This window comes from Actinomadura coerulea (assembly GCF_014208105.1).
GTDB lineage: Bacteria > Actinomycetota > Actinomycetes > Streptosporangiales > Streptosporangiaceae > Spirillospora > Spirillospora coerulea.
In genome coordinates, this window is the sequence record NZ_JACHMQ010000001.1 from 1,987,881 (window position 1) to 2,010,682 (window position 22,802).

At 70.9% G+C, this 22,802-nt stretch carries 21 protein-coding genes and 1 pseudogene; 12 read left to right on the forward strand and 10 right to left on the reverse strand.

Going from position 1 to position 22,802, the window contains the following annotated elements; genetic code table 11:
- Positions 1-209 precede the first annotated feature (209 nt).
- A complete protein-coding gene (locus tag BKA00_RS09165; protein ID WP_185024513.1) occupies positions 210-884 on the reverse strand; it encodes a response regulator in 675 nt (224 codons plus the stop codon).
- On the reverse strand, positions 881-2,062 hold the full coding sequence (locus BKA00_RS39750; RefSeq protein ID WP_185024514.1) for a histidine kinase: 1,182 nt from the start codon (positions 2,060-2,062) through the stop codon (positions 881-883). The genes BKA00_RS09165 and BKA00_RS39750 overlap by 4 nt, the downstream gene beginning before the upstream one ends.
- Positions 2,063-2,229: 167 nt before the next feature.
- Between BKA00_RS39750 and BKA00_RS09175 the strand changes: the two genes are divergently transcribed.
- Together BKA00_RS09175 and rpoB are read left to right on the forward strand one after the other, a co-directional pair.
- Positions 2,230-2,958: a hypothetical protein gene (locus BKA00_RS09175; RefSeq protein ID WP_185024515.1), complete on the forward strand. Its 729-nt coding sequence runs from the start codon at positions 2,230-2,232 to the stop codon at positions 2,956-2,958.
- 254 nt (positions 2,959-3,212) lie between these two features.
- Positions 3,213-6,689, forward strand: a complete 3,477-nt coding sequence (gene rpoB / locus BKA00_RS09180) for a DNA-directed RNA polymerase subunit beta (protein WP_185024516.1) — start codon at positions 3,213-3,215, stop codon at positions 6,687-6,689.
- Between the two features lie 79 nt (positions 6,690-6,768).
- On the opposite strand, the gene BKA00_RS09185 is transcribed toward rpoB, so the two are convergent.
- The gene (locus tag BKA00_RS09185; RefSeq protein ID WP_185024517.1) at positions 6,769-7,800 is read right to left on the reverse strand and encodes a saccharopine dehydrogenase NADP-binding domain-containing protein; all 1,032 of its coding nucleotides are present in this window, start codon (positions 7,798-7,800) and stop codon (positions 6,769-6,771) included.
- A 101-nt stretch (positions 7,801-7,901) separates the two neighbouring features.
- On the opposite strand from BKA00_RS09185, the gene BKA00_RS09190 reads away from it, so the two are divergent.
- Complete coding sequence (locus BKA00_RS09190; RefSeq protein ID WP_185024518.1) at positions 7,902-8,891, forward strand: helix-turn-helix domain-containing protein; 990 nt, start codon at positions 7,902-7,904, stop codon at positions 8,889-8,891.
- Positions 8,892-9,024: 133 nt separating this feature from the next.
- On the forward strand, positions 9,025-10,560 hold the full coding sequence (locus BKA00_RS09195) for an FAD-dependent monooxygenase (protein WP_185024519.1): 1,536 nt from the start codon (positions 9,025-9,027) through the stop codon (positions 10,558-10,560).
- 24 nt (positions 10,561-10,584) lie between these two features.
- Here BKA00_RS09195 and BKA00_RS09200 read toward each other — a convergent pair whose 3' ends face one another.
- The gene (locus tag BKA00_RS09200) at positions 10,585-11,754 is read right to left on the reverse strand and encodes an FAD-dependent oxidoreductase (RefSeq protein WP_185024520.1); all 1,170 of its coding nucleotides are present in this window, start codon (positions 11,752-11,754) and stop codon (positions 10,585-10,587) included.
- 103 nt (positions 11,755-11,857) lie between these two features.
- Here BKA00_RS09200 and BKA00_RS09205 point away from each other — a divergent pair, with 103 nt between their 5' ends.
- The 3 genes from BKA00_RS09205 (at position 11,858) to BKA00_RS09215 (ending at position 13,540) form a co-directional block, all read left to right on the forward strand.
- On the forward strand, positions 11,858-12,484 hold the full coding sequence (locus BKA00_RS09205) for a TetR/AcrR family transcriptional regulator (RefSeq protein WP_230299322.1): 627 nt from the start codon (positions 11,858-11,860) through the stop codon (positions 12,482-12,484).
- A 92-nt stretch (positions 12,485-12,576) separates the two neighbouring features.
- Positions 12,577-13,161, forward strand: coding sequence for a helix-turn-helix domain-containing protein (locus tag BKA00_RS09210; RefSeq protein WP_185024522.1), 585 nt, complete (start codon positions 12,577-12,579; stop codon positions 13,159-13,161).
- 1 nt (position 13,162) lies between these two features.
- A complete protein-coding gene (locus BKA00_RS09215; RefSeq protein ID WP_185024523.1) occupies positions 13,163-13,540 on the forward strand; it encodes a hypothetical protein in 378 nt (125 codons plus the stop codon).
- 1 nt (position 13,541) lies between these two features.
- Here BKA00_RS09215 and BKA00_RS09220 read toward each other — a convergent pair whose 3' ends face one another.
- Positions 13,542-14,399, reverse strand: coding sequence for an LLM class F420-dependent oxidoreductase (locus tag BKA00_RS09220; protein WP_185024524.1), 858 nt, complete (start codon positions 14,397-14,399; stop codon positions 13,542-13,544).
- Positions 14,400-14,696: 297 nt separating this feature from the next.
- On the opposite strand from BKA00_RS09220, the gene BKA00_RS39755 reads away from it, so the two are divergent.
- From BKA00_RS39755 to BKA00_RS09235, 3 genes are read left to right on the forward strand one after another with little or no spacing between them, the layout of a single operon-like run.
- Positions 14,697-15,191, forward strand: a complete 495-nt coding sequence (locus BKA00_RS39755; RefSeq protein WP_185024525.1) for a Tn3 family transposase — start codon at positions 14,697-14,699, stop codon at positions 15,189-15,191.
- A gap of 16 nt (positions 15,192-15,207) precedes the next feature.
- Complete coding sequence (locus BKA00_RS39760) at positions 15,208-15,447, forward strand: Tn3 family transposase (protein WP_420829713.1); 240 nt, start codon at positions 15,208-15,210, stop codon at positions 15,445-15,447.
- A 37-nt stretch (positions 15,448-15,484) separates the two neighbouring features.
- The gene (locus tag BKA00_RS09235; RefSeq protein ID WP_185024526.1) at positions 15,485-15,703 is read left to right on the forward strand and encodes a hypothetical protein; all 219 of its coding nucleotides are present in this window, start codon (positions 15,485-15,487) and stop codon (positions 15,701-15,703) included.
- A 311-nt stretch (positions 15,704-16,014) separates the two neighbouring features.
- Here BKA00_RS09235 and BKA00_RS09240 read toward each other — a convergent pair whose 3' ends face one another.
- Complete coding sequence (locus tag BKA00_RS09240) at positions 16,015-16,341, reverse strand: putative quinol monooxygenase (protein ID WP_185024527.1); 327 nt, start codon at positions 16,339-16,341, stop codon at positions 16,015-16,017.
- 58 nt (positions 16,342-16,399) lie between these two features.
- Here BKA00_RS09240 and BKA00_RS09245 point away from each other — a divergent pair, with 58 nt between their 5' ends.
- Positions 16,400-16,708 (forward strand): ArsR/SmtB family transcription factor, encoded by a 309-nt coding sequence (locus tag BKA00_RS09245; RefSeq protein WP_185024528.1) that lies wholly within the window; start codon positions 16,400-16,402, stop codon positions 16,706-16,708.
- Positions 16,709-16,796: 88 nt separating this feature from the next.
- On the opposite strand, the pseudogene BKA00_RS09250 reads toward BKA00_RS09245, so the two are convergent.
- The 3 genes and pseudogenes from BKA00_RS09250 to BKA00_RS09260 form a co-directional block, all read right to left on the reverse strand.
- Positions 16,797-17,357 (reverse strand): annotated as a pseudogene (locus tag BKA00_RS09250) (recombinase family protein); the annotation flags it as partial.
- 340 nt (positions 17,358-17,697) lie between these two features.
- Entirely contained in the window at positions 17,698-18,843 is a 1,146-nt protein-coding gene (locus BKA00_RS09255; protein WP_230299323.1) for a winged helix DNA-binding domain-containing protein, read from the reverse strand.
- Positions 18,844-18,901: 58 nt separating this feature from the next.
- Positions 18,902-19,744: an NAD(P)H-binding protein gene (locus tag BKA00_RS09260; protein WP_185024530.1), complete on the reverse strand. Its 843-nt coding sequence runs from the start codon at positions 19,742-19,744 to the stop codon at positions 18,902-18,904.
- 179 nt (positions 19,745-19,923) lie between these two features.
- Here BKA00_RS09260 and BKA00_RS09265 point away from each other — a divergent pair, with 179 nt between their 5' ends.
- On the forward strand, positions 19,924-20,898 hold the full coding sequence (locus BKA00_RS09265; RefSeq protein WP_185024531.1) for a helix-turn-helix transcriptional regulator: 975 nt from the start codon (positions 19,924-19,926) through the stop codon (positions 20,896-20,898).
- A gap of 625 nt (positions 20,899-21,523) precedes the next feature.
- Here BKA00_RS09265 and BKA00_RS40345 read toward each other — a convergent pair.
- Positions 21,524-22,744 (reverse strand): tyrosine-type recombinase/integrase, encoded by a 1,221-nt coding sequence (locus BKA00_RS40345; protein ID WP_185024532.1) that lies wholly within the window; start codon positions 22,742-22,744, stop codon positions 21,524-21,526.
- Between the last annotated feature and the right edge of the window lie 58 nt (positions 22,745-22,802).

Below are 22,802 nucleotides of genomic sequence, written 5' to 3' on the forward strand. Positions count from 1 at the left end.
CCGCGGGCGGACCCGCTCTCGCCCCGCGCCCGATGAGCCGGCCGCGCCCGTGCGGCCACGCTGCCGGACATGAACGAGTCACGGCGAAGGGAAGAGCGCATGTCCGGAGGTTCCCCGGCCTCGGCCGTTCGGCCCGTCCGTCGCCTCGGCGAGTCGTCGATCGCCGCCTGAAGGTCCCGCACAAGGAGGGCCGGACGGAGGGGACGCCTTCACTGAGCGGCAGGACCGACCAGGCCGGATTCGTAGGCGATGATCACCAGCTGGGCCCGGTCACGCGCGAGGAGCTTGGTGAGCAGGCGGCCTATGTAGGTCTTCACGGTGGCCAGGCTCAGGTGCAGGTGGTCGGCGATCTCGGTGTTGGACAGGCCGCGGGCGACAAGGGTGAGGACCTGGCGCTCCCGGTCGGTGACGCCGTCGAGGACGCGCGGGAGCGGGTTCGCGGTTCGGGGCTGGCGGGCGAACTCGGCGATGAGGCGGCGGGTCACCGTGGGCGCCAGAAGTGCCTCGCCGGCGGCCACGACGCGGATGGCGTCGAGCAGGTCGGCCGGCGGGGTGTCCTTGAGCAGGAAGCCGGCGGCGCCGGCGCGCAGGGCCGCGAAGACGTGGGCGTCCACGTCGAACATGGTCAGCATGAGCACTCGGACGTCCGCGGTGTCGGTGGCCTGGTGGATCCGGCGGGTGGCCTCGATGCCGTCCAGGCGGGGCATGCGCACGTCCATCAGGACGACGTCGGGCCGCAGGGCGCGCGCCAGTTCGACGGCCTCGGCGCCGGTGGCGGCCTCGCCGACCGCGGTGAGGTCGGAGGTGGTCTCGATGAGGGCGCGGAAGCTGCCGCGCAGAAGGGCCTGGTCATCGGCGACCAGGACGCGGATCGGTTCGGTCACCGGCCGGCTCCCCGGGAGTACGGGAGTGTGGCCGTGACCTCGAAGCCGCCCTCGGGACGGGGCCGGGCGCTGAACGCGCCGCCGTACATCGCGGTGCGTTCCCGCATTCCGACCAGTCCGTGCCCGCCGGGGCCCGGTTCGGGAGCCGTGCGGGCCGTCCCGTCGTCCACCACCTGGATCCCCACCTGATGGGACGAGACGTCTACCGTGACCCGGCAATGGGTGGGAGCCGCGTGCTTGGCCACGTTGGTGAGGGCCTCCTGCACGATCCGGTAGACGGTGAGCCGCAGCGCTTCGGGAAGCTCGTGTTCACCGGACACCGCCAGTTCGACCTCCACCCCGGCGGCCCGGACGCGCTCCACCAGATCCGCCAGGCCGTCGATGCCCGCCCGGCTGAGATCGGTGCCCGGCACGCCGTCGCGGCGCAGCATCTGGAGCAGGCGCCGCATCTCGGCCAGGGCCTCGCGGCTGGTCGTCTCGATCACCCGCAGTGCCTGGACGGCCTCCTCGGGACGCGCCTCGGCGATGTGGTTGGCGACCCCCGCCTTGACGGCGATCAGGCCCATGCCGTGCGTGACCACGTCGTGCAGTTCCCGGGCGATCCGCAGCCGCTCGTCGGCCAGGATCTGGCGCGCCCGCTGCTCCCGCACGCACGCGGCGTGCCACCTGCGGCGCCGCAGCAGGTATCCGGCCAGCCAGCCGCCGGCGGGCAGCAGCGAGGCGGCCGCCGTCCAGCCGGCGGCCGCCCCCAGGCCGTACCGGGGGTGGACGGTCTGGGCGACCGCCGCGGCCGCGGTCGCCGCGGCGACGCACCCGCCCAGCGCGCGGGCCGACCGTCGCGGCGGCGCGATGGCCGCGACGGTGCCGAGCACGAGCGCGGTCGCCGCGAACGGATCCCATAGCACGCCGGCCACGGCCGCGACCGACGACAGGGCCACCGCCGTCGCCAACGCACGCCCCGGCCACAGCCGCCGGACGGCCACGACCGAGCCCAGTGCGATCGCCATCAGGCAGGACGCCGGGAAGACGGGGGTGAAGTCCGGCCGGTCCTTGAGCATGTTCCCGGCGACCACCACGTCCACGGCGACCAGCGCCACGGCCAGGGGGATGTCGAGGGCGAGCATGCGGCCCCTGCGCAGCAGATGCGCCTGGCGGGCCTCGAAGTCGGCTTCGTCCACGGAGCGCACGTTATCGGCGCAGGTCACTCGCCGCATCCGACCAGAATGGATCATCCCTGGGGATGAAGGCGCCGCCAATTCCTCGAGCGGTGTCCGCAGAGGTCTGAACCCGGAATGTCGGCTATAGGTCGATCCTCTGAGATATGCGGTGAGGGCAGCCTGTGGGCATGTCTTCGACCCAGCCTCCGGCACACGTCGTCTTCGCGTTCCCGGGGCGGTGGCTCGCCGGAACCTCGATGCTCCTCGGGCCCGTCCTGCTGCTGTCCGGGGTGCTCCTCAGAGCGAGATTCCACTTCTTCTTCCCCGACCAGCTGGCCGCCTATGACCGGCACCCGATGCTGATGACGGCGTCCTACGGCTGCTTCGCGGCCGGGACCGTGGCCCTGTGGCCGGCCGTCAGCGCCCTGGCCCTGCGCATCGGCGCCGTCCGGCCGGCGCCGGCGGCGATCGGCGGCGGCCTGATCCTGGTGGGGCTGTTCGCCCGCACGTTCCATGCCGGCGTGGACCACCTGGCCTTCGGGCTCGTTGACGCTCAGGGGCGGCCGTCGACCACCGCGGCCGTGGCCGACTCGTACCAGGCGTTCCACATCTTCCAGTACACCTCGTTCGCGATCATGCTCGGCTGGCCCGTGCTGGCGATCGGGGCCTGGCGCTCCGGCGTGCTCGGCCCGGTGCGCTCGCTCGGGCTGGCACTCATGGCGCTCCTGCCGCTGGGGGTGCTGAAGGGGACGACGCCGTTGTCGATCGCCGGTGCGGCGGGCCTGTGCTTCGTGTTCGTGCCCCTCGGACTGGCCGCCCTCGCGGAGGGCCCCCGCCCCGACCGCCGGTCGGTGGCCCGGTTCGGCGTCGCCGCCTTGGCGGCGGTGCTCCTCGCCCTCGTCTCCTCCCTGGGATGAGGACGGGGAATCCAGGCATCGGACAGATGCCTTCCGGGGCTTTGGGCCGCCCGGGTTGACGGGAGCGAAGCGCGCGTGTCATCCTGGTTCCGGGATCGAGGTTGACAATTTAAGTATGTGTGGACAGTTGTCTGCATTCTGCTCTATGCTGCCCTTCCGCGCTCGCCTCGACGTCCCCTCCCTCCGTATCGGCCGTGATGTCGTCCGGCGTGCGCGTCGCCATTCCGCCGCGAGCCCTCGGAAGGACCCACCTGTTGGCAGCCTCGCGCACCGCTTCCGCCGTACCCGCCGGTCCCCGCCGCGTCTCTTTCTCCCGCCTCCACGAGCCCCTCGAGGTTCCCGACCTGCTCGCCCTGCAGACCAACTCCTTCGACTGGCTGGTCGGAAACGAGCGCTGGAAGGCGCGGGTCGAGGAGGCTCGCCGGGCCGGGCGCCGGGACGTCCCGGCGCAGTCGGGGCTGGAGGAGATCTTCGAAGAGATCAGTCCGATCGAGGACTTCTCCGGGACCATGTCCCTGTCGTTCCGGGATCACCGGTTCGAGCCTCCGAAGTACTCCGTGGAGGAGTGCAAGGACAAGGACATGACGTACTCCGCCCCGATGTTCGTCACGGCGGAGTTCATCAACAACACCACCGGTGAGATCAAGAGCCAGACGGTGTTCATGGGCGACTTCCCGCTCATGAGCCCGAAGGGGACGTTCATCGCCAACGGCACCGAGCGGGTGGTCACGTCCCAGCTGACGCGTTCGCCGGGAGTGTACTTCGACCGGGCGCTGGACAAGGCGTCGGACAAGGACATCTACGGGTGCCGGGTGATCCCGAGTCGGGGTGCCTGGCTTGAGTTCGAGATCGATAAGCGCGACAACGTGGGTGTGCGCATCGACCGCAAGCGCAAGCAGCCGGTGACGGTGCTGCTGAAGGCGCTGGGGTGGGATGAGGCGCGGATCCGGGAGCGGTTCGGCTCGTATGAGTCGATCAATGTGACGCTGGAGAAGGATCACACTTCCGGGCAGGATGACGCGCTGCTGGACATCTACCGCAAGCTGCGTCCGGGTGAGCCGCCGACGCGGGAGTCGGCGCAGACGCTGCTGGAGAACCTGTACTTCAATCCCAAGCGGTACGACGTGGCGAAGGTCGGCCGTTACAAGATCAACAAGAAGCTCGGTCTGGACCTGGACATGAACCAGGGGACGCTGACCGAGGACGATGTCGTGGCCACGATCGAGTATCTGGTGCGGCTGCACGCGGGTGAGGAGGAGGCGACCCTGGGCAGTGTGGCGGTGCCGATCGAGGTCGATGACATCGACCACTTCGGCAACCGGCGGCTGCGCACGGTGGGGGAGCTGATCCAGAACCAGGTGCGTCTGGGGCTGGCCCGCATGGAGCGGGTGGTTCGTGAGCGGATGACGACGCAGGACGTCGAGGCGATCACGCCGCAGACGTTGATCAACATCCGGCCGGTGGTGGCCTCCATCAAGGAGTTCTTCGGCACCAGCCAGTTGTCGCAGTTCATGGACCAGACCAACCCCCTGGCCGGCCTGACCCACAAGCGCCGCCTGAACGCGCTCGGCCCCGGTGGTCTGTCGCGTGAGCGGGCGAGCATGGAGGTCCGTGACGTCCACCCGTCGCACTACGGGCGGATGTGCCCGATCGAGACGCCCGAAGGCCCCAACATCGGCCTGATGGGGTCCCTGTCGTCCTACGCGCGCGTCAACCCGTTCGGCTTCATCGAGACGCCCTACCGCAAGGTCGTCGAAGGCCGCGTCACCGACGAGATCGACTACCTGACCGCCGACGTCGAGGACCGCTACGTCATCGCGCAGGCCAACACGCCGATCGGGCCCGACGGCACCTTCGCCGAGCAGCGGGTTCTCGTCCGCCGCAAGGGCGGTGAGATCGAGGCGATCCGGCCCGACGAGGTCGACTACATGGACGTCTCACCGCGCCAGATGGTGTCCGTGGCGACGGCGATGATCCCGTTCCTGGAGCACGACGACGCCAACCGGGCGCTGATGGGCTCGAACATGCAGCGCCAGTCGGTGCCGCTGCTGCGCAGTGAGGCGCCGCTGGTGGGGACGGGCATGGAGTACCGTGCCGCGACCGACGCCGGTGATGTGATCACGGCGGAGAAGGCGGGTTCGGTCGAGGAGGTCTCGGCCGACTACGTGACGGTGATGAACGACGACGGCACGCGGACGACGTACCGGGTGTCGAAGTTCAAGCGGTCCAACCAGGGCACGTGCTTCAACCAGAAGCCGATCGTGGACGAGGGTCAGCGCGTCGAGGTCGGTCAGGTGATCGCCGATGGGCCGTGCACCGATGACGGTGAGATGGCGCTGGGCAAGAACCTGCTGGTGGCGTTCATGCCGTGGGAGGGCCACAACTACGAAGACGCGATCATCCTGTCGCAGCGGCTGGTGCAGGACGACGTCCTGTCCTCGATCCACATCGAGGAGCACGAGGTCGACGCCCGTGACACCAAGCTGGGCCCCGAGGAGATCACGCGCGACATCCCCAACGTGTCCGAGGAGGTCCTGGCCGACCTGGACGAGCGGGGCATCATCCGGATCGGTGCCGATGTCGTCCCCGGCGACATCCTGGTCGGGAAGGTCACCCCGAAGGGGGAGACCGAGCTGACGCCCGAGGAGCGGCTGCTGCGGGCGATCTTCGGTGAGAAGGCGCGCGAGGTGCGCGACACCTCGCTGAAGGTGCCGCACGGCGAGCAGGGCAAGGTCATCGGCGTGCGGGTGTTCTCCCGCGACGACGGCGACGAGCTCCCGCCCGGCGTGAACGAGCTGGTCCGGGTGTACGTGGCGCAGAAGCGCAAGATCACCGACGGGGACAAGCTCGCCGGCCGGCACGGCAACAAGGGCGTCATCTCCAAGGTCCTGCCGGTGGAGGACATGCCGTTCCTGGAGGACGGCACCCCCGTCGACATCGTCCTGAACCCCCTGGGCGTGCCCGGCCGCATGAACGTCGGACAGGTCCTGGAGACCCACCTCGGCTGGATCGCCTCCCGGGGATGGGACATCAGCGGGGTGGAGGAGGAGTGGGCCGGGCGGCTGAGGGACAAGGGCCTGGACCGCGTCGAGCCGCGCACCAACGTCGCCACCCCCGTCTTCGACGGCGCCGACGAGCAGGAGATCATCGGCCTGCTGGGGACCACGCTGGTCAACCGCGACGGCGACCGCATGGTGATGCCGACCGGCAAGGCGCGGTTGTTCGACGGCCGCACCGGCGAGCCCTACAGAGACCCCATCTCGGTCGGCTACATCTACATCCTCAAGCTCCACCACCTGGTCGACGACAAGATCCACGCGCGCTCGACCGGCCCGTACTCCATGATCACCCAGCAGCCGCTCGGCGGTAAGGCCCAGTTCGGCGGCCAGCGCTTCGGTGAGATGGAGGTCTGGGCACTGGAGGCCTACGGCGCCGCCTACGCCCTCCAGGAGCTGCTGACCATCAAGTCCGACGACGTCCTCGGCCGCGTGAAGGTCTACGAGGCCATCGTCAAGGGCGAGAACATCCCCGAGCCCGGCATTCCCGAGTCCTTCAAGGTGCTCATCAAGGAGATGCAGTCGCTGTGCCTCAACGTCGAGGTGCTCTCCAGCGACGGCATGTCCATCGAGATGCGCGACACCGACGAGGACGTCTTCCGCGCCGCGGAGGAGCTCGGCATCGACCTCTCCCGCCGTCCGAACGAGGGCGCGATGAACGTCGACGAGATCTGAGGGGCGGCCCGGCCGGGGCGACCGCCTCCCGCGACGCGGGGCGGGCGCCCGGGCCGGGGGTCGCGGTCCCCGAGGGCGGTCACCGGTGCAGGTCGAACGACAGGTGGGCGGACAGCGCACCCAGGAAGTCGACGGCGTCGAAGGCCGCCCCGGCGGAGGCGACACCGGTCGCCCTGGTCCGGCCGTTGAGGATGCGGTCGGCCGCCTCCACCGCCAGCGGCGCGCTGACGGCGTAGATGTCGCGGCCGCTCGCCGTGGCGCGCCGTTCCTCGCCGCCGGAGCGCACCACGACGTCGACCAGGAACGTCTGGTCGGAGCGCCCCCGCTCGTCGGCCGCGGCCGGCGCCGGCGTGTCGGGGGCCGACAGGTCCTCGACCGCCTCGACGGTCATGTACGAGCGCACCTCGGGGACCGCCAGGTGGCTGGGGATCGTGACGACGTCGGCCATGCTGAACTCCCCGATCACGGGTCGGACGCCCATCGGCTCGGGGAACGTCCACTTCAACGAGGGGAGCGCGTCCTGGTGGTACTCCAGTTGCCCGCCGGTGAAGCGGACCCGCCTCCCGTCGCGCCGCTCGTGGGAGACCGCGCCCGAGGCGCGCGTCCCCGTGGTGGGGCGCCAGCTGCTCAGCCCGTAGGCGACGTGCACCTCGTCGGCGGCGGTCCAGTCGCCCATCGCGGCGGTGGCCAGCAGGTCGCCGAGGCCGCCGAAGAAGGCCATCGCGGGGACGACCGCGACCCCCGCGTCGCGGGCGCGCTCGGCGAAGTGCGCGAGCGTGTCGGCGTTGGCCTCGATCTCGGCCGCCACGTCCACGTAGGGGATGCCGGCGCGCAGCGCCGCCTCGATCACCGGGGCGGCGGTCGCGGCGAAGGGTCCCGCGCCGTTGACCACCGCGGCGGCGCCGGCCAGCGCGCGGTCCAGCGACGCCGGATCGTCGGCCGACGCGGGCCGGACGTCCAGCCCCGGAAAGGACTCCGCCAGTGCTCGCAGCTTCCCGGCGTCGCGGCCGGACGCCACCGGCACGAACCCGCGGTCCAGCAACTCCGCCACCACGAACCGCCCGGTGTGCCCGTAGGCGCCGAACACCGCGACCATCTGACCCGATCCCATCGTCTCTCCCGTTGTCCTCGGTTCCGCCGATGGATCGATCATGGCGGCGGCGGCCGTCCCGCACGAGCGTCTGGAACGCCATGCCTCGTACAATTCCGGACATGAAGACGGTCGCGGTCGCCGTCACCGACGGGATGCTGCACTTCGAGCTGTCGGTGGCCTACGAGGTGTTCGGCAGCGCGCCGGCCGACGTGGCCGGGCCCTGGTACCGGCTCCTCGGCTGCGGACCGGACACCGTACGGGCCGGCGGCTTCCGGCTGGAGCCCGACCACGGGCTCGACCGGCTGGCGAGCGCCGACACCGTGATCGTCCCGGGCTGGGCCGACGTGGACGTGGAACCGCCCGGCGACCTCGTCGACGCGGTGCGCGCGGCCCACCGGGCGGGTGCGCGCGTGGCCTCCCTCTGCACGGGCGCGTTCGTGCTGGCCGCCGCGGGGCTGCTGGACGGCCGACGCGCGACGACGCACTGGGCGCACACCGACGTGCTTGCCGCGCGCTATCCCCGGGTGGAGGTCGATCCGGACGTCCTCTACGTGGACAACGGCAGCGTGCTCACCTCGGCCGGCAAGGCCGCCGCGATGGACCTGTGCCTGCATCTGGTCCGTCTCGACCGCGGCTCGGTGGTCGCGAACGCGGTCGCGCGCCGCCTGGTCGTGCCGCCGCACCGGGCCGGCGGCCAGGCCCAGTTCGTCCCGTCCCCGGTGCCCGCCCAGGAGAACCACCCGCTCGCCGAGCTGTTCCCGTGGGCGATCGAGCGGCTGGACCACCCGCTGACCGTGGAGGACCTGGCCCGCCGGGCCGCCATGAGCTCGCGCAACCTCGGCCGCCAGTTCCGGTCGGTGACCGGCAGCACCCCGCTGCAGTGGCTGCTGACCCAGCGGATCCGCCGCGCCCAGGAACTGCTGGAGACCACCGACGACAGCGTCGAGGCGATCGCGGCGGCCACCGGCATGGGCACCGGCACGACGCTGCGCCGCCACTTCAACCGCACGGTCGGCGTCCCGCCCGACACCTACCGCCGCACCTTCCGCCGCTCACACGGCGGGGGCGCCGCGGGCATCGAACGGCAGGCCGCGATCTCCCAGACGTAACGCCTTCTGTCCCTTAACGCCTCCCGGGGGCCGCCCCGGAGGCCCGTCGCGGTCCGGGCATGGGCCGCGGCCTCAATCCGCCCCGTCATCGTGCCGTCGGCACGGCACATGCCGTTCAATCGAGGGAGAGTGCATGGACGCCGATGTGATCATTGTGGGTGCCGGTCCGACCGGCCTGATGCTGGCCTGCGAGCTGCGCCTGGCCGGTGTGCGGCCGCTGGTCCTGGAACGCCAGCCGCACCGTCGCGACACCCCGAAGGCCGGGGGACTGGGGGGGCAGATCCTGGAACTGCTGCGCTACCGGGGACTGCTGGAGAGCTTCACAGCGGCTTGCACCGATCCCATTCCGGCTCCCCGGTTCCCGTTCGGCGGGGTGCATGTGGACTTCACCCGCCTGCCGGATCCCCCGATGCACGCCCTGCCGCTGCCGCAGCATCTGCTGGAGCGGCAGCTCGACGAGCGCGCCGCCGAGCTCGACACCGAGATCCGGCGCGGTCACCAGGTGACCGGGGTGAGCCAGGACGACGCCGCGGTGACCGCCGAGGTGCACGGCCCGGACGGGCCCTACCAGGTGAGCGCCCGCTACCTGGTGGGGTGCGACGGTGGGCGCAGCCGCGTCCGCGACCGGGCCGGGATCGGCTTCCCCGGCACGAGCTATCCGGAGGTGAACCGGCTGGCCCAGGTCACCCTGCCCGACACGGTGACGGTGCTGGACGGCGGCGACCTCGACGTCCCCGGGTTCGGCGTGATCCGTGCGGGGTTCACCCAGACCGACCGCGGCATGTTCGGACTCGGCTCGTCCGCGGACTCCAGGGTCGTCTCCCTCTACACCAGCGAGGACGAGGCCACCGAGTACGACGACGACGCGCCGATGACCGTGGCCGAACTACAGGGCAGCATCCGCCGCGTGCTCGGCGCGGACCTGCCCGTGGGGGAGGCGCACCGGCTGTCGCGGTTCACCTTCAAGGCGCGGCAGGCCGAGCACTACCGCCACGGCCGGATCATGCTGGCGGGAGACGCGGCCCACCTGTTCCCCGCCACCGGCGTGGCGATCAACGCCGGCATGCTGGACGCGGTCAACCTGGCCTGGAAACTCGCCGCCGCCGTCCACGGCTGGGCGCCGTCCGGCCTGCTGGACACCTACCACGGCGAACGCCACCTCGCGGGTGCCCGCACTCTTCTGCACACCCGCGCCCAGGTGGCGCTGCGGCGCGGGCACGATCCCGCCGCCGAAGCGCTCCGGGAGGTCTTCCAGGAACTGCTCGCCGACGAGCAGCCGCTGCGCCGCATGGGAAGGCTGCTCTCCGGCGCCGACATCCGCTACCCGATGCCCGGCGCCGCCCACCACCCGATGGCCGGCGCCTTCGCGCCCGACCTCACCCTGCACACCGACCAGGGCGTCACCAGCGTCGCCGAACTCATGCGCTCCGCGCGGCCCGTCCTGCTCGACCTCGCCGACCGGCCGGACCTGCGCGAGGCGGCCCGGGGCCACCGTGTCGACGTCCGCACCGCCAAGATCGATGAGCCTCCGGCCGACGCCCTGCTGATCCGCCCGGACGCCCACATCGCCTGGGCCGCGACTGTCGGCGAACCCGCCGACACCGCCGTGCCCGCACTGCGCCGAGCCTTGTCCGACTGGTTCGGCGCCCCTGCCGCCGACGATGTCTGAGGCGGGAGCGGCAGTGCCGCGCGTTCACGTCCGGGACGGGACGTCGTGGCCGGTGGGCCGCCAGCCTTCGGCCACGTCGTGCGAGTACAACCAGGAGACGCCGCGTTCGTAGAAGAGCCTCATCGCCGCGGGCATGACGAGGTTGCGGGCCTTGCGGGTGAGGAATCCCGCTGTCTTGGCGTCCCGGTTGGCGCTGGCTGATCTCACCATCTGGGCGACACGTGCCCGCCGTCTCCGCTCGTATTGGGCCAAGGCGGCGGGCACGTCGGCCTCCTGGAGTGTCCGGGCCAGGACGATGGCGTCCTCGATCGCCATGGACGCCCCCTGCCCGGCGCCGACCGGGTGGGCGGCGTCCCCGACGAGCACGGTCCGGTCGGCGCGCCAGACCGGAACCTCGGGCAGCACGTGCATCAGGGTCGGCCGGTGCCGTTCCGTCGTCGCCGCCAGCACGGCGGCGGGCATGTGTTCGCGCCGGTAGAGCCGTTCGAGCAGGTCAAGGTCGACCGAGGCCGGGTCGGGCTGCCGGGGGGAGGCGACCTGCGCGGCCCACCAGACCGCGCCGTCCGGCGCGGCGAGGTAGATGAACGCTCCGTTGCGGCCGAAGACCATGGTGAACACACCGGGCTCCACATCGACGCCGCGTGCGACGCCGGACGCCGAGAAGAGCCCGGCGTACCGGGGCTCCGGGGCCTCGGGATCGAGGATCCGCCGGGTCGCCGACCAGATCCCGTCCGCTCCCACCAGCAGGTCCGCCTCGGCGGTGAGGCCGCTGTCGAACTCCGCCCGGACCGCCGTGCCCTCGGTGGCCGCGCCCACCAGGCGCTCCCCGGTCACGATCCTGGCCCCGGCCCGGACGGCCTCCGCCCGCAGCGCCTCCACCAGCCGGCCGCGCATCAGCGTGACGCTCATCAGGGAGTCGCCGGGCAGCCGTCCGCGCGGTGTGTCGCCCAGCTGCTTCCCGGTTTCGGACAACAGCCGCTGGCGGGGCACGGCGAACCCCGCCCGCCGGACGGTCTCCAGGCAGCCGAGCGCGTCCAGGCCGCGCAGCCCGTTGACCGCCAGGCTCAGGAACGAGCCGACCTCACCCGCCGGGTCGGCGTACGCCTCGTACACCGTCACCTCTGCCCCGATGCGCCGCAGCGCGACGGCGCCGGCCGCTCCGGCGACCCCGCCACCGATCACGATGACTCGCACGACCCCTCCTGAATTCAGGTTCACCGAATATATATTCGGCGAATCGCGGCTCAGTATTCTGGGATACTGCGTCTGCTGTCAACGGCGAACCGGGAGGAGTCTCGTGAGCGGCGTGCGGAAGGCGAAGGCGGCCGAGACCCGGGCGGCCCTCAAGGACGCCGCGCGTCGGGTGTTCATGGAGCGCGGCTACCTGAACACCAAGATCACGGACATCACGGCCGCGGCCGGCCGCGCCACCGGCTCGTTCTACGACCACTTCGCCGGCAAGGAGGAGCTCCTCCAGGCCCTCATGGCCGACCTCGAGGAGCAGGCGGACGCGGAGGTCGCGGCCTCGGACCACCCCCGCGACCACGACCTGTCCGACCGGGACCAGCTGCGGTGGCACCTGGCGGTCGCCTGGCGCGCCTACCGGGAGCACCTCCCGGTGATCGCCGCCCGGCTCCAGTCGATCATGGCCGACGGCCCCGCGTCCGGACGCGCCTGGACGGCCCTGACCACCGAGACCGGAACCTTCCGCGACCACCTCGAATGGCTCCGCGACCGGGGCCACCCGCTCCCCGGAGATCCCGCGCTGGTGGCCGCCGCCATCGGCGCGATGCTCTCGATGTTCGGCTACTCCGTCCTCGCCGCCGGCGACAACGCCCCGGACGTCACCGACGACGAGATCATCGACACCCTGACCGACCTGCTCCTCCACGGCCTCGCCGGCCCGGTGACCCCACCCGCCTGACCGAGCTCAACCCCGTCCGCGACCCGCCGACGTCTTCGGGATCAACTTCCGACGCGAACATTCTCATTATCGGTAATGATAACGTCGAGTCCGTGAGAGATTCCAAGGAGGACTGGGCGGAGCTGGCTCTGCATCCGGTGCGGATCCGGGTTCTGCGGGCGGTCGGCGGTGGGCGCCGCAGCCCGCGTGAGATCGCCCGTCTGCTGCCGGACGTGCCGCAGGCGACGCTTTACCGGCACCTCGCCGCGCTCGCCAAAGGACGCCTGCTCGAGGTGGTGGAAGAACGCAAGGTCGGCGGGGCGACCGAACGCGTCTACGCGCTGCCGCCCGGCGGGGCGATGCTGAGCGGTGAGGCGCTTGCCACGGCGACGGCCGAGGACCATGGGCGTTACTTCACCGCCTTCGTCTCCAGCCTGCTCGCCGAGTTCTCCCGCTACCTGGCGCGCGAGCGGATCGACCTGGCCGCCGACGGCGTCGGCTACCAGCAGCTGATGCTGCACCTCGACGACGAGGAGTTCGCCGGCTTCGCCCAGCGTTTCGCCGAGCTCGTCCAGCCGCTGCTGGGCAACGGACCGCGGGAAGGGCGGACACCGCGACTGCTGGCGACCGTGCTCATGCCCGTGGAGCCGCCGGCCGCGGAGAAGGAAGACATGCCATCCCCTAGGGAGAGGAACTGACATGGCGGAAGTCGCGATGACCGGAGACCGTGTCGCCATCGCGTTCAGCACGTGGGAGCGGATCTGGACAAGGCGGGCGGAGGTGAGCGTCCCCCTCGCCGCGATCGACCGGGCCGCCTGCGTCGACGCGCCCTTGCGCGTCGCACGCGGAGGCCACCGCGGGCTGCTCGTCTCGGGCTACACCAAGATCGGAGTCTGGGGGGTGCTGCGGGGCCCGCGCCAGCTGGTGTCAGTGCGGCGCCGTCCCGCTCTGCACCTGACGCTGAACCGCGGTGTCACCGGAGACCGCTTCGACGAGATCGTGCTCTCCCACCCGGACGCCGCACGCCTCACCCAGCGCATCCGGCAGGCCGTCAGGGGCCCGGCAACCCCAGCGTGACTCAGGTGGAGATGCCGAAGCGGCGGGCGAAGGCGGACATCTGCTCGCGCTGCTGCTCCAGGTCGGGCGCGGTGGCGCTGACGACGATGCGGGTCACGCCTTGCCGGGCGAACCCCTCGACCCGTTCCTCGGACATGTCCATCGAACCCCAGCGGGTGTACTCCAGCGCCGCCGGATCGCGGCCTGCTTCACTCGCGGCCGAGCGGGCCAGTTCCAGCTGGGCGGCTCGTTCGTCCGGAGTCAGCGAGCCGCCGGGGAAGTAGCCGTCCCCGTGGCGTCCGGCGCGGCGGGCGGCCGCCGGGCTCGAACCGCCGACATGGATCGGCAGGCTGGTGCCGCCGAAGGGCTTGGGGAAGCTGCACAGGTTCTCGAACGAGAAGAACTCTCCGTCGAAGCTGACACCCCGGTCGTCACCGGCCCACAGGAGCCGCAGCACCTGGATGGCCTCGTCGGCGCGGCGGCCTCGGGTGCGGAAGTCGACCCCGACCGCTTGGGCTTCGCCGGGCAGCGTGCCGAGCCCCACGGTCAGCAGCCGCATCCGCCCCTTCGACAGCTGGTCGATGGTCGCCAGTCGCTTGGTCAGCGTCACCGGGTGGTGATACGGCAGCAGCAGGACGCCCGTTCCGAGGAGGATCCGCTCGGTGGCGGCGGCCACGAAGTTCAGGCAGTCCAGCGGGTCGCCGAAGGGCAGCGACGGGGGCATGGCCATCGCGCCGACCTGCGCGCCGGGGTAGAGGGCGATGTGCTCGGGCACATAGAGCGCCTCGAAGCCGCACTCCTCGGCGTGCCGGGCGTAGGCGGTGATCCTGTCGGGGTCCACGCCGAAGAAGGGCGTGCTGTAGCTGATCGCGAATTTCACGTCGTCCCGTGTTCCACTTCGGCCAGGGCGAGGTCCCTGATCTCTGTGTCGGACGGTATCCGTTGACGTCAATGTCAAGGTCAAGCCCGCTGACGTGCGAGCAGCCGGAGCGCTCGGAAGGCGTGGTCCCGCCACAGCAGCCGCGAGGCCTCCTCGGGGTAGGCGGTGATCGTCGAAGGCGCGTCGAAGAGCTGCGCGAGGCGGTCCCGGCGTCGTACACGGGCCAGCCCGGGTCTCCGTGAGCGGCGAACGCCGTCCAGGCGCCGCGGCCTGGACGGCGGGGACCTGCCCGAGGCCGTGGTCACCGACACCGACACCGACACCGGATCTTATGGCGACGTCACCTTCGGCTTGCTGGAATTGCTGGGCATCTCCTACCGGCCCGCGCTGGCTGACCTGCCCGACCAGAAGGGCTGGCGGATCAATCCCGGTGCCGACTACGGGCCGCTGAACACCTTCGCCCGGGGGAAGATCAACCTGCGTCGGGTACGTCGGAACTGGGAGGACATGCTGCGGGTGGTCGCCTCCATCTACACCGGCACCGTCCGCGCCTACGACGTGGTGACCATGCTCCAGCGCGACGGGCATCCCACCGCGCTCGGCGAGGCCTTCGCCGCCTACGGCCGCATCTTCAAGTCGTTGCACATCCTGCAGTTCGTCGACGTGGACGAGACCTACCGCCGCGACATCAAGCACATCCGCAACCTCCAAGAAGGCCGCCACGCCCTCGCCCGCAAGATCTGCCACGGCAGGAAAGGGCGAGCTCTACCACCGCTACGAGCGAGGCCTTGAAAACCAGCTCGGCGTCCTGGGCTTGGTCCTCAACTGCGTCGTGCTGTGGACCACGGTGTACTTGGACGCCGCCGTCCGCCAGCTCAAAGCCCAGGGCTACCCGGTACGCGACGAGGACATGACCCACCTGTCACCGTTCGTCAACCGGCACCTCGGGGTCCACGGCGCCTACAACTTCGCCCTGCCCGACCTCGCCCCCGACGCCGTCCGCGACCTGCGCGACCCTGACACCGCCGAGGATGACGAGGAGATCTGACCCTCACGGCGGAACAGCGGGTGGCAACGTGGGAGCCATGGAGGAGACTCCGGACTCATCACCAGCGACCTACGAGGACCTGCTGCGCCAGCCCCGCCGGATCTACCGGGAGCTGGAGCGATACGACGGGATCACCCGGCGGCGACTCCAGGAGGAGTGGGAGACCGTCGAAGCCGCGATCTACGTCGCGCTCGACACCACCGAGGACGAGTCTGGCCAGGTGGTAGGACGGGCTGCCCTGGACGCCGCTCAGTAGATCCGGGTGCGATGGATCCCGGACGCGAACGCTCCTCCGTCTTAGCCGGGCTCCTGTGAATGTGGGGTAGTGACGAAACGCCGTGACCAGTAGTAGGACAAGGTCCCGTCACTCTCGAATTCCGCGCCAGCAAGGATCACTTTCCGCGCCGATGGGTGTCGGCGGTGATTCCGGACAGCTGCCGGTTGGTGCCGTGATCGAGCGAAGCGGGTCCGCCACTCGTGAGCGGCGGACCCACCATCGACATGCGGGGTCGCCGACCAGGTGAGCATCGGGTCTGGCGAAGCCGTGGCACCCGCTCAGGAGCTTTCTCAGGCGGTGGCGCTGAGCGGGGTCAGCCAGTGGATTTCCAGGTCTTCGCGCAGGTACTCCAGGCGGCGCTGCTGGAAGTCGGCGAGTTCGGGGCGTGCGAGGTGGGCCCGCAGGTCGTCGGCCGATCGCCACAGCTCGTAGAACACCAGCGTGCTCGGGTCGGCCGCGTCGCGGTGGACCTGGTACTGCAGGGAACCCGGCTCGTCCCGGGTGGGTTCGACGAACGACAGCAGCAGCCGTTCCAGTTCCTCGGCCCGTTCGGGCTTGGGCCGGGCGAAGCCGTAGATGCCGACGGGGCCGCCGGTCTGAGGTATGACGATTTCCATACCTTGGACGTTAGCGGGACGGCAAGGTACGATGCAAACCGTACCTAGGGGGAGTGGCATGGATCTCGGGAAGGTGTTCGCCGCGCTGGCCGACGACTCGCGACGGCGGGTCGTGGCCGAGCTCGCGGCCGACCCCGGCGGCGGTGAACGCGCCTGCGGCTCTTTCACCCTGCCGGTGAAGAAGGCCACGCGGACACATCACTTCCGCGTGCTGCGCGAGGCCGGACTGATCGTCCAACGCGACCACGGCAACGGCAGCGCCGTCTCGCTGCCTCGGGCCGACATCGACGAGCACCTGCCCGGCCTGCTGACGCTCCTGGTCGAGGAACTGACCGCCGGCGACCCGACGGAACGGAACAGGGCCTGAGCCCGGCCGCGATCCCCGCTCCCCCTGAAGGGGGACGGCCGGAATACGCCAGAAAGGGATCACGGCCAGCGTCGTAGCTGGTTGATCGTCAGCGTGGCTCGGTCGGCGGGCCGTGAATGATGCGGTGGATGGTGGTGCGGCCGACGCTGTACTCGGTGGCCAGGTCGGCGAGGGATACCTCGCCTTCGGCGTAGCGGCGGCGGATGGAGCGCCGTGCGGGCTCGGGCAGTTTGGGCTGCTTGCCTTTGAGCTTGCCGTTCCTGCGGGCCAGCGCCATGCCCTCGCGGGTGCGCAGATGCCCCGGGTTCGCCTCGAACTCGGCGACCATCGCCAGGGTCTGCAGGAACAGCCGGCCGAACGGGTCGTTCCAGTCGTAGACCGATCCGCCCAGCCCGAACAGCACGCCCCGGTCGGATAGGTCGGTGAGGATCTGGTTGGCCTCGGCCATGTTGCGGGCGAACCGGTCGAACTTGGTCACGGTGAACACGCTGGCCGGCCACACCGCCGCCAGGGCCTGGTCCAGGCCGCCGCGGTTGCGGCGGGTGGTCCCGGAGAAGCCCCGGTCGATGTAGATCCGATCGGCCGGGACACCGAGCGCGAGCAGCTGCTCGGTCTGGACGACGACGTCCTGCTCGTCGGTGGAGCAGCGGGCGTACCCGACCCCGACGGCACCGGGGCCGTGCCGGAAGCTGCGGCGTTCGCGGCGTTCACACGCTCAAGTGTTCCGGATAGCCCCCCGTCACCGGGACAGTTCGCGGAACACCCTTACGGAACACCCCGACCTGGGGCTCCGTCTGGGTCGGCCGGTGTTCCGGTAGAGGATCCCCTAACGGACACCATCGGAGGTGTCGATTTCCGAAGTGGACTGCACGGATGATCGAGGTCCTCTGCACGAATTCTTGCCGGTGGGCGGATTTGGTCACCTTCCGAAGGGCGCGGGCAGCGGCATGGGCGGGCGTCTGTGGATGGCACGCATGAGCAGGGCCTGCTCACTGCCGATCGCTTTCCTCTCCGGTCACCGCGTCGTCGCGGTCGACGAGCGTGGCCGTGCCCCTGCGGAGGTCGTGGCTGGCGCCGGGCGCGGCGAACTCCAGCAGCCGGGTGCCTTCGGTCTCGACCTCGGCGCGCTCGGTGGCGGTCAGCGGCCGGAACGGGTCGATCTCCAGAGTCGCTGATGCTTTGCCCAGGTGGAGTTTCCAGACGCCCGTCACCTGCCCGTCCACCAGGAAGGTGGCGCGCATCCCGTTGCCTGTCATGACTCGTTTGCGGGCCTCCTCCGAGATCACGCGGGTGCGGTCGGTGTGGGAGGCCAGCAGGTTGTCGTATTCGGGCAAGAAGCGAACCGGCGCGCGGGCGTCGGCGCCGGGGCGTGGCGCATTCGGCAGGTCGAACAGCTCCACCCCGTGCTCGTCGCGGAAGACCGCCAGTTGCGGCCTCAGTCTCTCCAGGACGGGACGCAGCCGGGTTCGGCCGGCCCATGTCTGCACGTCGGTGACCGAGGCCGGGCCGAACGCGGCGAGGTAGCGCAGCACTATGTGTTCGAAGTCGGCGGCGGGGGCGGGCTCGGCTCCGGTCCAGCCGGCCGCCGTCGCGTACCGGGTGGTGCCGCCGACGCCCCAGACGGCGCGTGGCGGTACCTGGACCAGCGGCACCAGGTTGCGCACTACGGTGGCGAGCGCGCGGGGCTCGTGATCGGGCCACCGCTCGTGCAGCGCCGCCCTGAGCTCCTTGGGGGTGAGGTGCCGTGCGTCGAGCAGCGCCCGGCCGGACTCCGCCACGGCCACACGGTCCAGACCGGTGAGGGGCGTTTTGAATGCGGTGTCCAGCTCACGGTCGAGCGCGGGCTGCGCCCATGGCCGCAACGAGCGGTAGTCCGCTGTGGTGACCAGGTGGACGGTGCTGCGCATCAGCGCGACCCGCACCAGGCGGCGCTCGGTCAGCGCGTCCGCCAGGTCGGCGGTGCCGAACTTCCGCAATCTGCTCCAGAGCCCGAAGTAGGGCGCGTACGGCGCCTGCGCCTGCATGCCGACCAGCCGGGTGACCGCCTCCTCGGCGGTCGCGTCGGCCCGTTCCAGCAGCCGCTGACGGGCCAGCAGGGCTCTCCCCAACTCCCGTCGCCCCAGCACCTGTGCCACCGTGCCTCCCTTTCCGTCCACATGGCGGGGGCGGCGGATGTCGCCCCCGCCTCGTTGCTCAGCCGCCGAAGTCGGCCCGGTGATCCGCGGCCCACCGGGCGTAGGTCCGCGCGGGTTGCCCGGTGATCTGCTCGATGACGTCGTTGACCGGCGCGGGCTTGCCGACCGCCTGCGCCATGAGAGCGAACAGCGCGGCCAGGAACTCGGGGTCCATGAACTGGCTCATCTGCTCCAGGACGGGCTCCGGGTCGAGGTCCTCGACGGTGAGCGGGCGCCCCAGCGTCTCCCCGAGGATGCGGACCTGCTGTGTCTGGGTCAGCGACTTGGGGCCGGTCAAGTCGTAGGCCCGCCCCGCGTGCCCGCCGCCGATCAGGATCCGCGCGGCCACCTCGGCGACGTCCCGCTCGTGCACGGCACTGAAGGCCGCTTCGGTGTAAGGCGCGCGAATGACGTCACCGCCCTGGAGCTGCATCGCGAACGTCAACGAGTTGATGGCGGGGAACAGCAGCCGCAGGAACGTCCACTCGATTCCGGACGCCTCGACGGCCCGCTCGACGTCGCGGTGGTACTGGGCGATCACATCAGGCTGCCGCTCGGCGCCCGGGACGACCGCCCCCGAGGACAGGAACACCAGCCGACGCACCCCGGCCCGGCCCGCAGCCGCCAGCAGCGGAGCGACATCCATCCCGTACTGCACAACCAGGAAGGCGGCCTCGACGCCGGCCAACGCCGCCGGCAGCGTCTCGGGCTTGGTCAGATCGGCCCGGACGACGTCGACTTCCTGCGGGAGCCCGGCCCGCTCCGGAGTACGGGTCAGCGCCCGCACCGGGGCACCCGCGGCGACCAACTCCTCTACCGCCTGACGTCCGAAGTGAGCCGTGGCACCGATGACGAGATACATGGGATTTCCTTTCGTGTGAATACATGGGGGTCTGAGGGGTCCGCCGACAACCGGCGGCGGATCAGCGCACCTTGCCGAAGAACTGCCGGATGTCGCCGGCGAGCAGATCGGGGGCATGGTCATCAGCGTAGGATCCATTTAGGCAAGGTTCGTTCCTAATAATCCGGAGGCTCGGAAGAATGTTGGAAACCTCGGCGCGGCTGCTGCGCCTGCTCTCGCTACTCCAGACGCCCCGCGAGTGGACCGGCGCCGAACTGGCCGAGCGGCTGGCGGTCAGCACCCGCACCGTCCGCAACGACGTGGAACGCCTGCGAAACCTCGGCTACCCGGTGCACGGCACCCGAGGCGCGGTAGGTGGCTACCGACTCGGCGCCGGCGCCGCACTGCCGCCCCTGCTGCTCGACGACGAGGAGGCGGTCGCGGTGGCGATCGGGCTCCGCACCGCCGCCGGGGGCACCATCACTGGGGTCGAGGAAACCTCGCTGCGCGCACTGGTCAAGCTGGAGCAGGTGCTGCCAGCCCGCCTCCGGCGTCGCGTCGACGCCCTCAAGCAGTACGCCGTAGCAGTGCCGCGGGACGACCTGGGCCCGCGGGTAGACGCCGACACGCTGAGCGCCCTCGCGGCCGCCTGCCGGGACCACGAGCGCCTGCGATTCGGCTACCGAAGCCACGACGGCTCCGAGAGCCGGCGCGAGGTCGAACCGTACCGGCTGGTCAACTGGGGACGCCGGTGGTACCTCGTCGGGTTCGATGTCGAGCGGAGCGACTGGCGGACGTTCCGGGTGGACCGGCTCCACCCACGCACCCCAACAGGTCCCAGATTCACCCCCCGCGATCTCCCCGAGGACGCCGTCGACCAGGTACGCCGAGGCGTGTCATCGGCCGGCTGGCGGTACCGGGCCCAGGTCGTCGTACACGCACCGGCCGAACAGCTCGCCGAGCGGATCAACCCCGCCATCGGTACCATCACGTCGGTCGACGACACCCGCTGTCTCCTGGACACCGGCGCGGACAGCATCGAGGCGCTCGCCGTTCACCTCGGCCTGCTCGGCGCCGACTTCACCGTGACCAAACCCGCGGAACTCGTCGAACTCGTGCGTGCACTCGCCGGCCGCTACCACCGCGCCACCAAGCCAGGGCCGCAGGAGACCTAGGCTAGACGGACGAAGCCGCCCGCTGCGGCTCCTGCCCCCATGCGGTTGCGCATCCGCTCATCGGCTACTTGGAGTGCGTTGCCAGCGGTGTGGAGCGGCGATGATCCGCTTCGTTGAGCGGCACCCATCGTCTTCTGCCAAAGCTCGGCGCGACGGGTGCGGCTCCGTCCGCACCTCACCGTCGGTGCGGCGCGACCGTAACGCAGGCGAGTTCTGCGGGCAGCCGCGCCGCGCCCGGGCCGCCTCATGCAGATGGGACAGATCCTCCAGCTCTCCGGTCACCACTGCTCGATCACCTCGAACGCCAGTCCATATCCAGGATTGAGGAACCTGCCGCCAAAACTCCGGCCACGGAGGAGAACGGAATCCAGGCTCACTCCCCGGCAGAAGGTCCACGCCCCAAGGTGGAGCCCCGCCCGTTGAGCAGGGCGAACCCTTCAAGATCCATCTCAGCGCCAACGGCTGGCCGCAGGTTCCTCAACCCCGTAGGTAGAGGACGGCCGCGAACTGCCAGCCGATCGTCGCGCACGCCCAGGCCGGCTCTGCCAGGTTCGCCGAGGTGAGTCGTCGTCCCGAACGAACCGCGCCCAGCGGCACCCGGCCAGTGGGGGATCAGCCGCAGGGTTCAGAGCTCTACATCGTCCAGGGCGTTGTTGGCCCAGGCCGATCCGCGGCGCCAGTATCGGAACACCATGGCCAGGCTCGTCCAGCGTCCGTGTTCCTGGATGGTGGAGGGCGCGGCGCCGGCCTCGGCGGCGGAGGTGGCGGCTCCGGCGCGCAGCCCGTGGAAGGTGTGCGCTGCGGCGTGGTGGAGGTCGGCGCGGATGGCGGCGTCGCGCACGATGTCGTTGAGGGTCTCGTCGTCGATGCGACCGGTGTTGGGGCCGGGGGCGGCGTAGCCGGGTGTGCCGCCCAGGCGGCCGTGCTTGTCGATTCCCCGCAGCAGAGGTCCGCTGGTGATGGACGGCTCGGCTTCGGCCAGTCGCGCCACCCAGTCGCGCAGCAGCGTGACGGGGTCGGTTTGCGGGCGCCTGCCGTGCTTGATGATGACCTCGCTGCCCACCGCGTCCTGGTCGGTCTTGGACCTGCGTACTTTGATGACCAGGCCGCGCGGGGTGAAGGTCAGGTCCTCGATGTCGAGCGCGGCGACTTCGGAGCGGCGGCCCATCATGGCGAAGCCGAGCACCAGGACGAGCTGGTCGCGTTCGGCGCGCAGCGGATGGATCCGTCCGGCTTCCGCGGCGTCCCCGATCGCGGTGATCATGGCGCGGAGGGCGGCCACGTCGATCTCAGGGGCGCGCCGCACCCGGTGACGCAGCGCCGGGTCGGGGTGGGTGGCGCGTTGCCTGCGGTAGGCGCGCAGCGCCATCCGGGCCAGGCGGGGGTCGCAGTCGAGTCCGGCGAGTTTGTGCGCGGACTGCACGCAGCTGAGCATCGCGTCGATGCTGCCAGGCGCGGGGGGCTTGCCGTACTGGGTGATGGTGCCGGTCAGGTGGTGGACGTACTCGGCGAGCGTCTCCCGCGTGGCCGGCAGCGGAGTCCTGCCGTTCAGCTCGCACCAGCGTGTGAAGGTGGCCCAGTGCCGGGCGTAGGCGCGGGTGGTGTTGTCGGCCAGCCCCGCGGTCACCATCGCCGCGGCCTCGGGGGACAGGGTCCGGTCCGACGCAGCCGCAGCGTCACCTGAGGGGACCGGAAGCCCGGTGAGCGCGTCCGGCCCGAGCGCGGGCGGGGCGACGCCGGGGAGAACCAGCGTCGCAGTGCTGTCGTCTTCGCGGTCAGACTCACCCGTCGCTGGAGACCGGAAGGGAGAGGTGACGGCGTGGGCGGCCTGCTGCTCAGTGGTCACGAGGTGATCATAGGCGGCTCGGGCACGCCTTGTTAGGGTTAAGTATCCCTTAACCCTA

Bases quoted from the DNA above. Each gene is read 5' to 3' on its own strand.
- BKA00_RS09260 (WP_185024530.1), bottom strand. From the start codon at position 19,744: ATGTATCTCGTCATCGGTGCCACGGCTCACTTCGGACGTCAGGCGGTA.
- BKA00_RS09190 (WP_185024518.1), top strand. From the start codon at position 7,902: ATGAAGACGGTCGCGGTCGCCGTCACCGACGGGATGCTGCACTTCGAG.
- BKA00_RS09215 (WP_185024523.1), top strand. From the start codon at position 13,163: ATGGCGGAAGTCGCGATGACCGGAGACCGTGTCGCCATCGCGTTCAGC.
- BKA00_RS09185 (WP_185024517.1), bottom strand. From the start codon at position 7,800: ATGGGATCGGGTCAGATGGTCGCGGTGTTCGGCGCCTACGGGCACACC.
- BKA00_RS09195 (WP_185024519.1), top strand. From the start codon at position 9,025: ATGGACGCCGATGTGATCATTGTGGGTGCCGGTCCGACCGGCCTGATG.
- BKA00_RS09235 (WP_185024526.1), top strand. From the start codon at position 15,485: ATGGAGGAGACTCCGGACTCATCACCAGCGACCTACGAGGACCTGCTG.
- BKA00_RS09265 (WP_185024531.1), top strand. From the start codon at position 19,924: ATGTTGGAAACCTCGGCGCGGCTGCTGCGCCTGCTCTCGCTACTCCAG.
- BKA00_RS09240 (WP_185024527.1), bottom strand. From the start codon at position 16,341: ATGGAAATCGTCATACCTCAGACCGGCGGCCCCGTCGGCATCTACGGC.
- BKA00_RS09245 (WP_185024528.1), top strand. From the start codon at position 16,400: ATGGATCTCGGGAAGGTGTTCGCCGCGCTGGCCGACGACTCGCGACGG.
- BKA00_RS09175 (WP_185024515.1), top strand. From the start codon at position 2,230: ATGTCTTCGACCCAGCCTCCGGCACACGTCGTCTTCGCGTTCCCGGGG.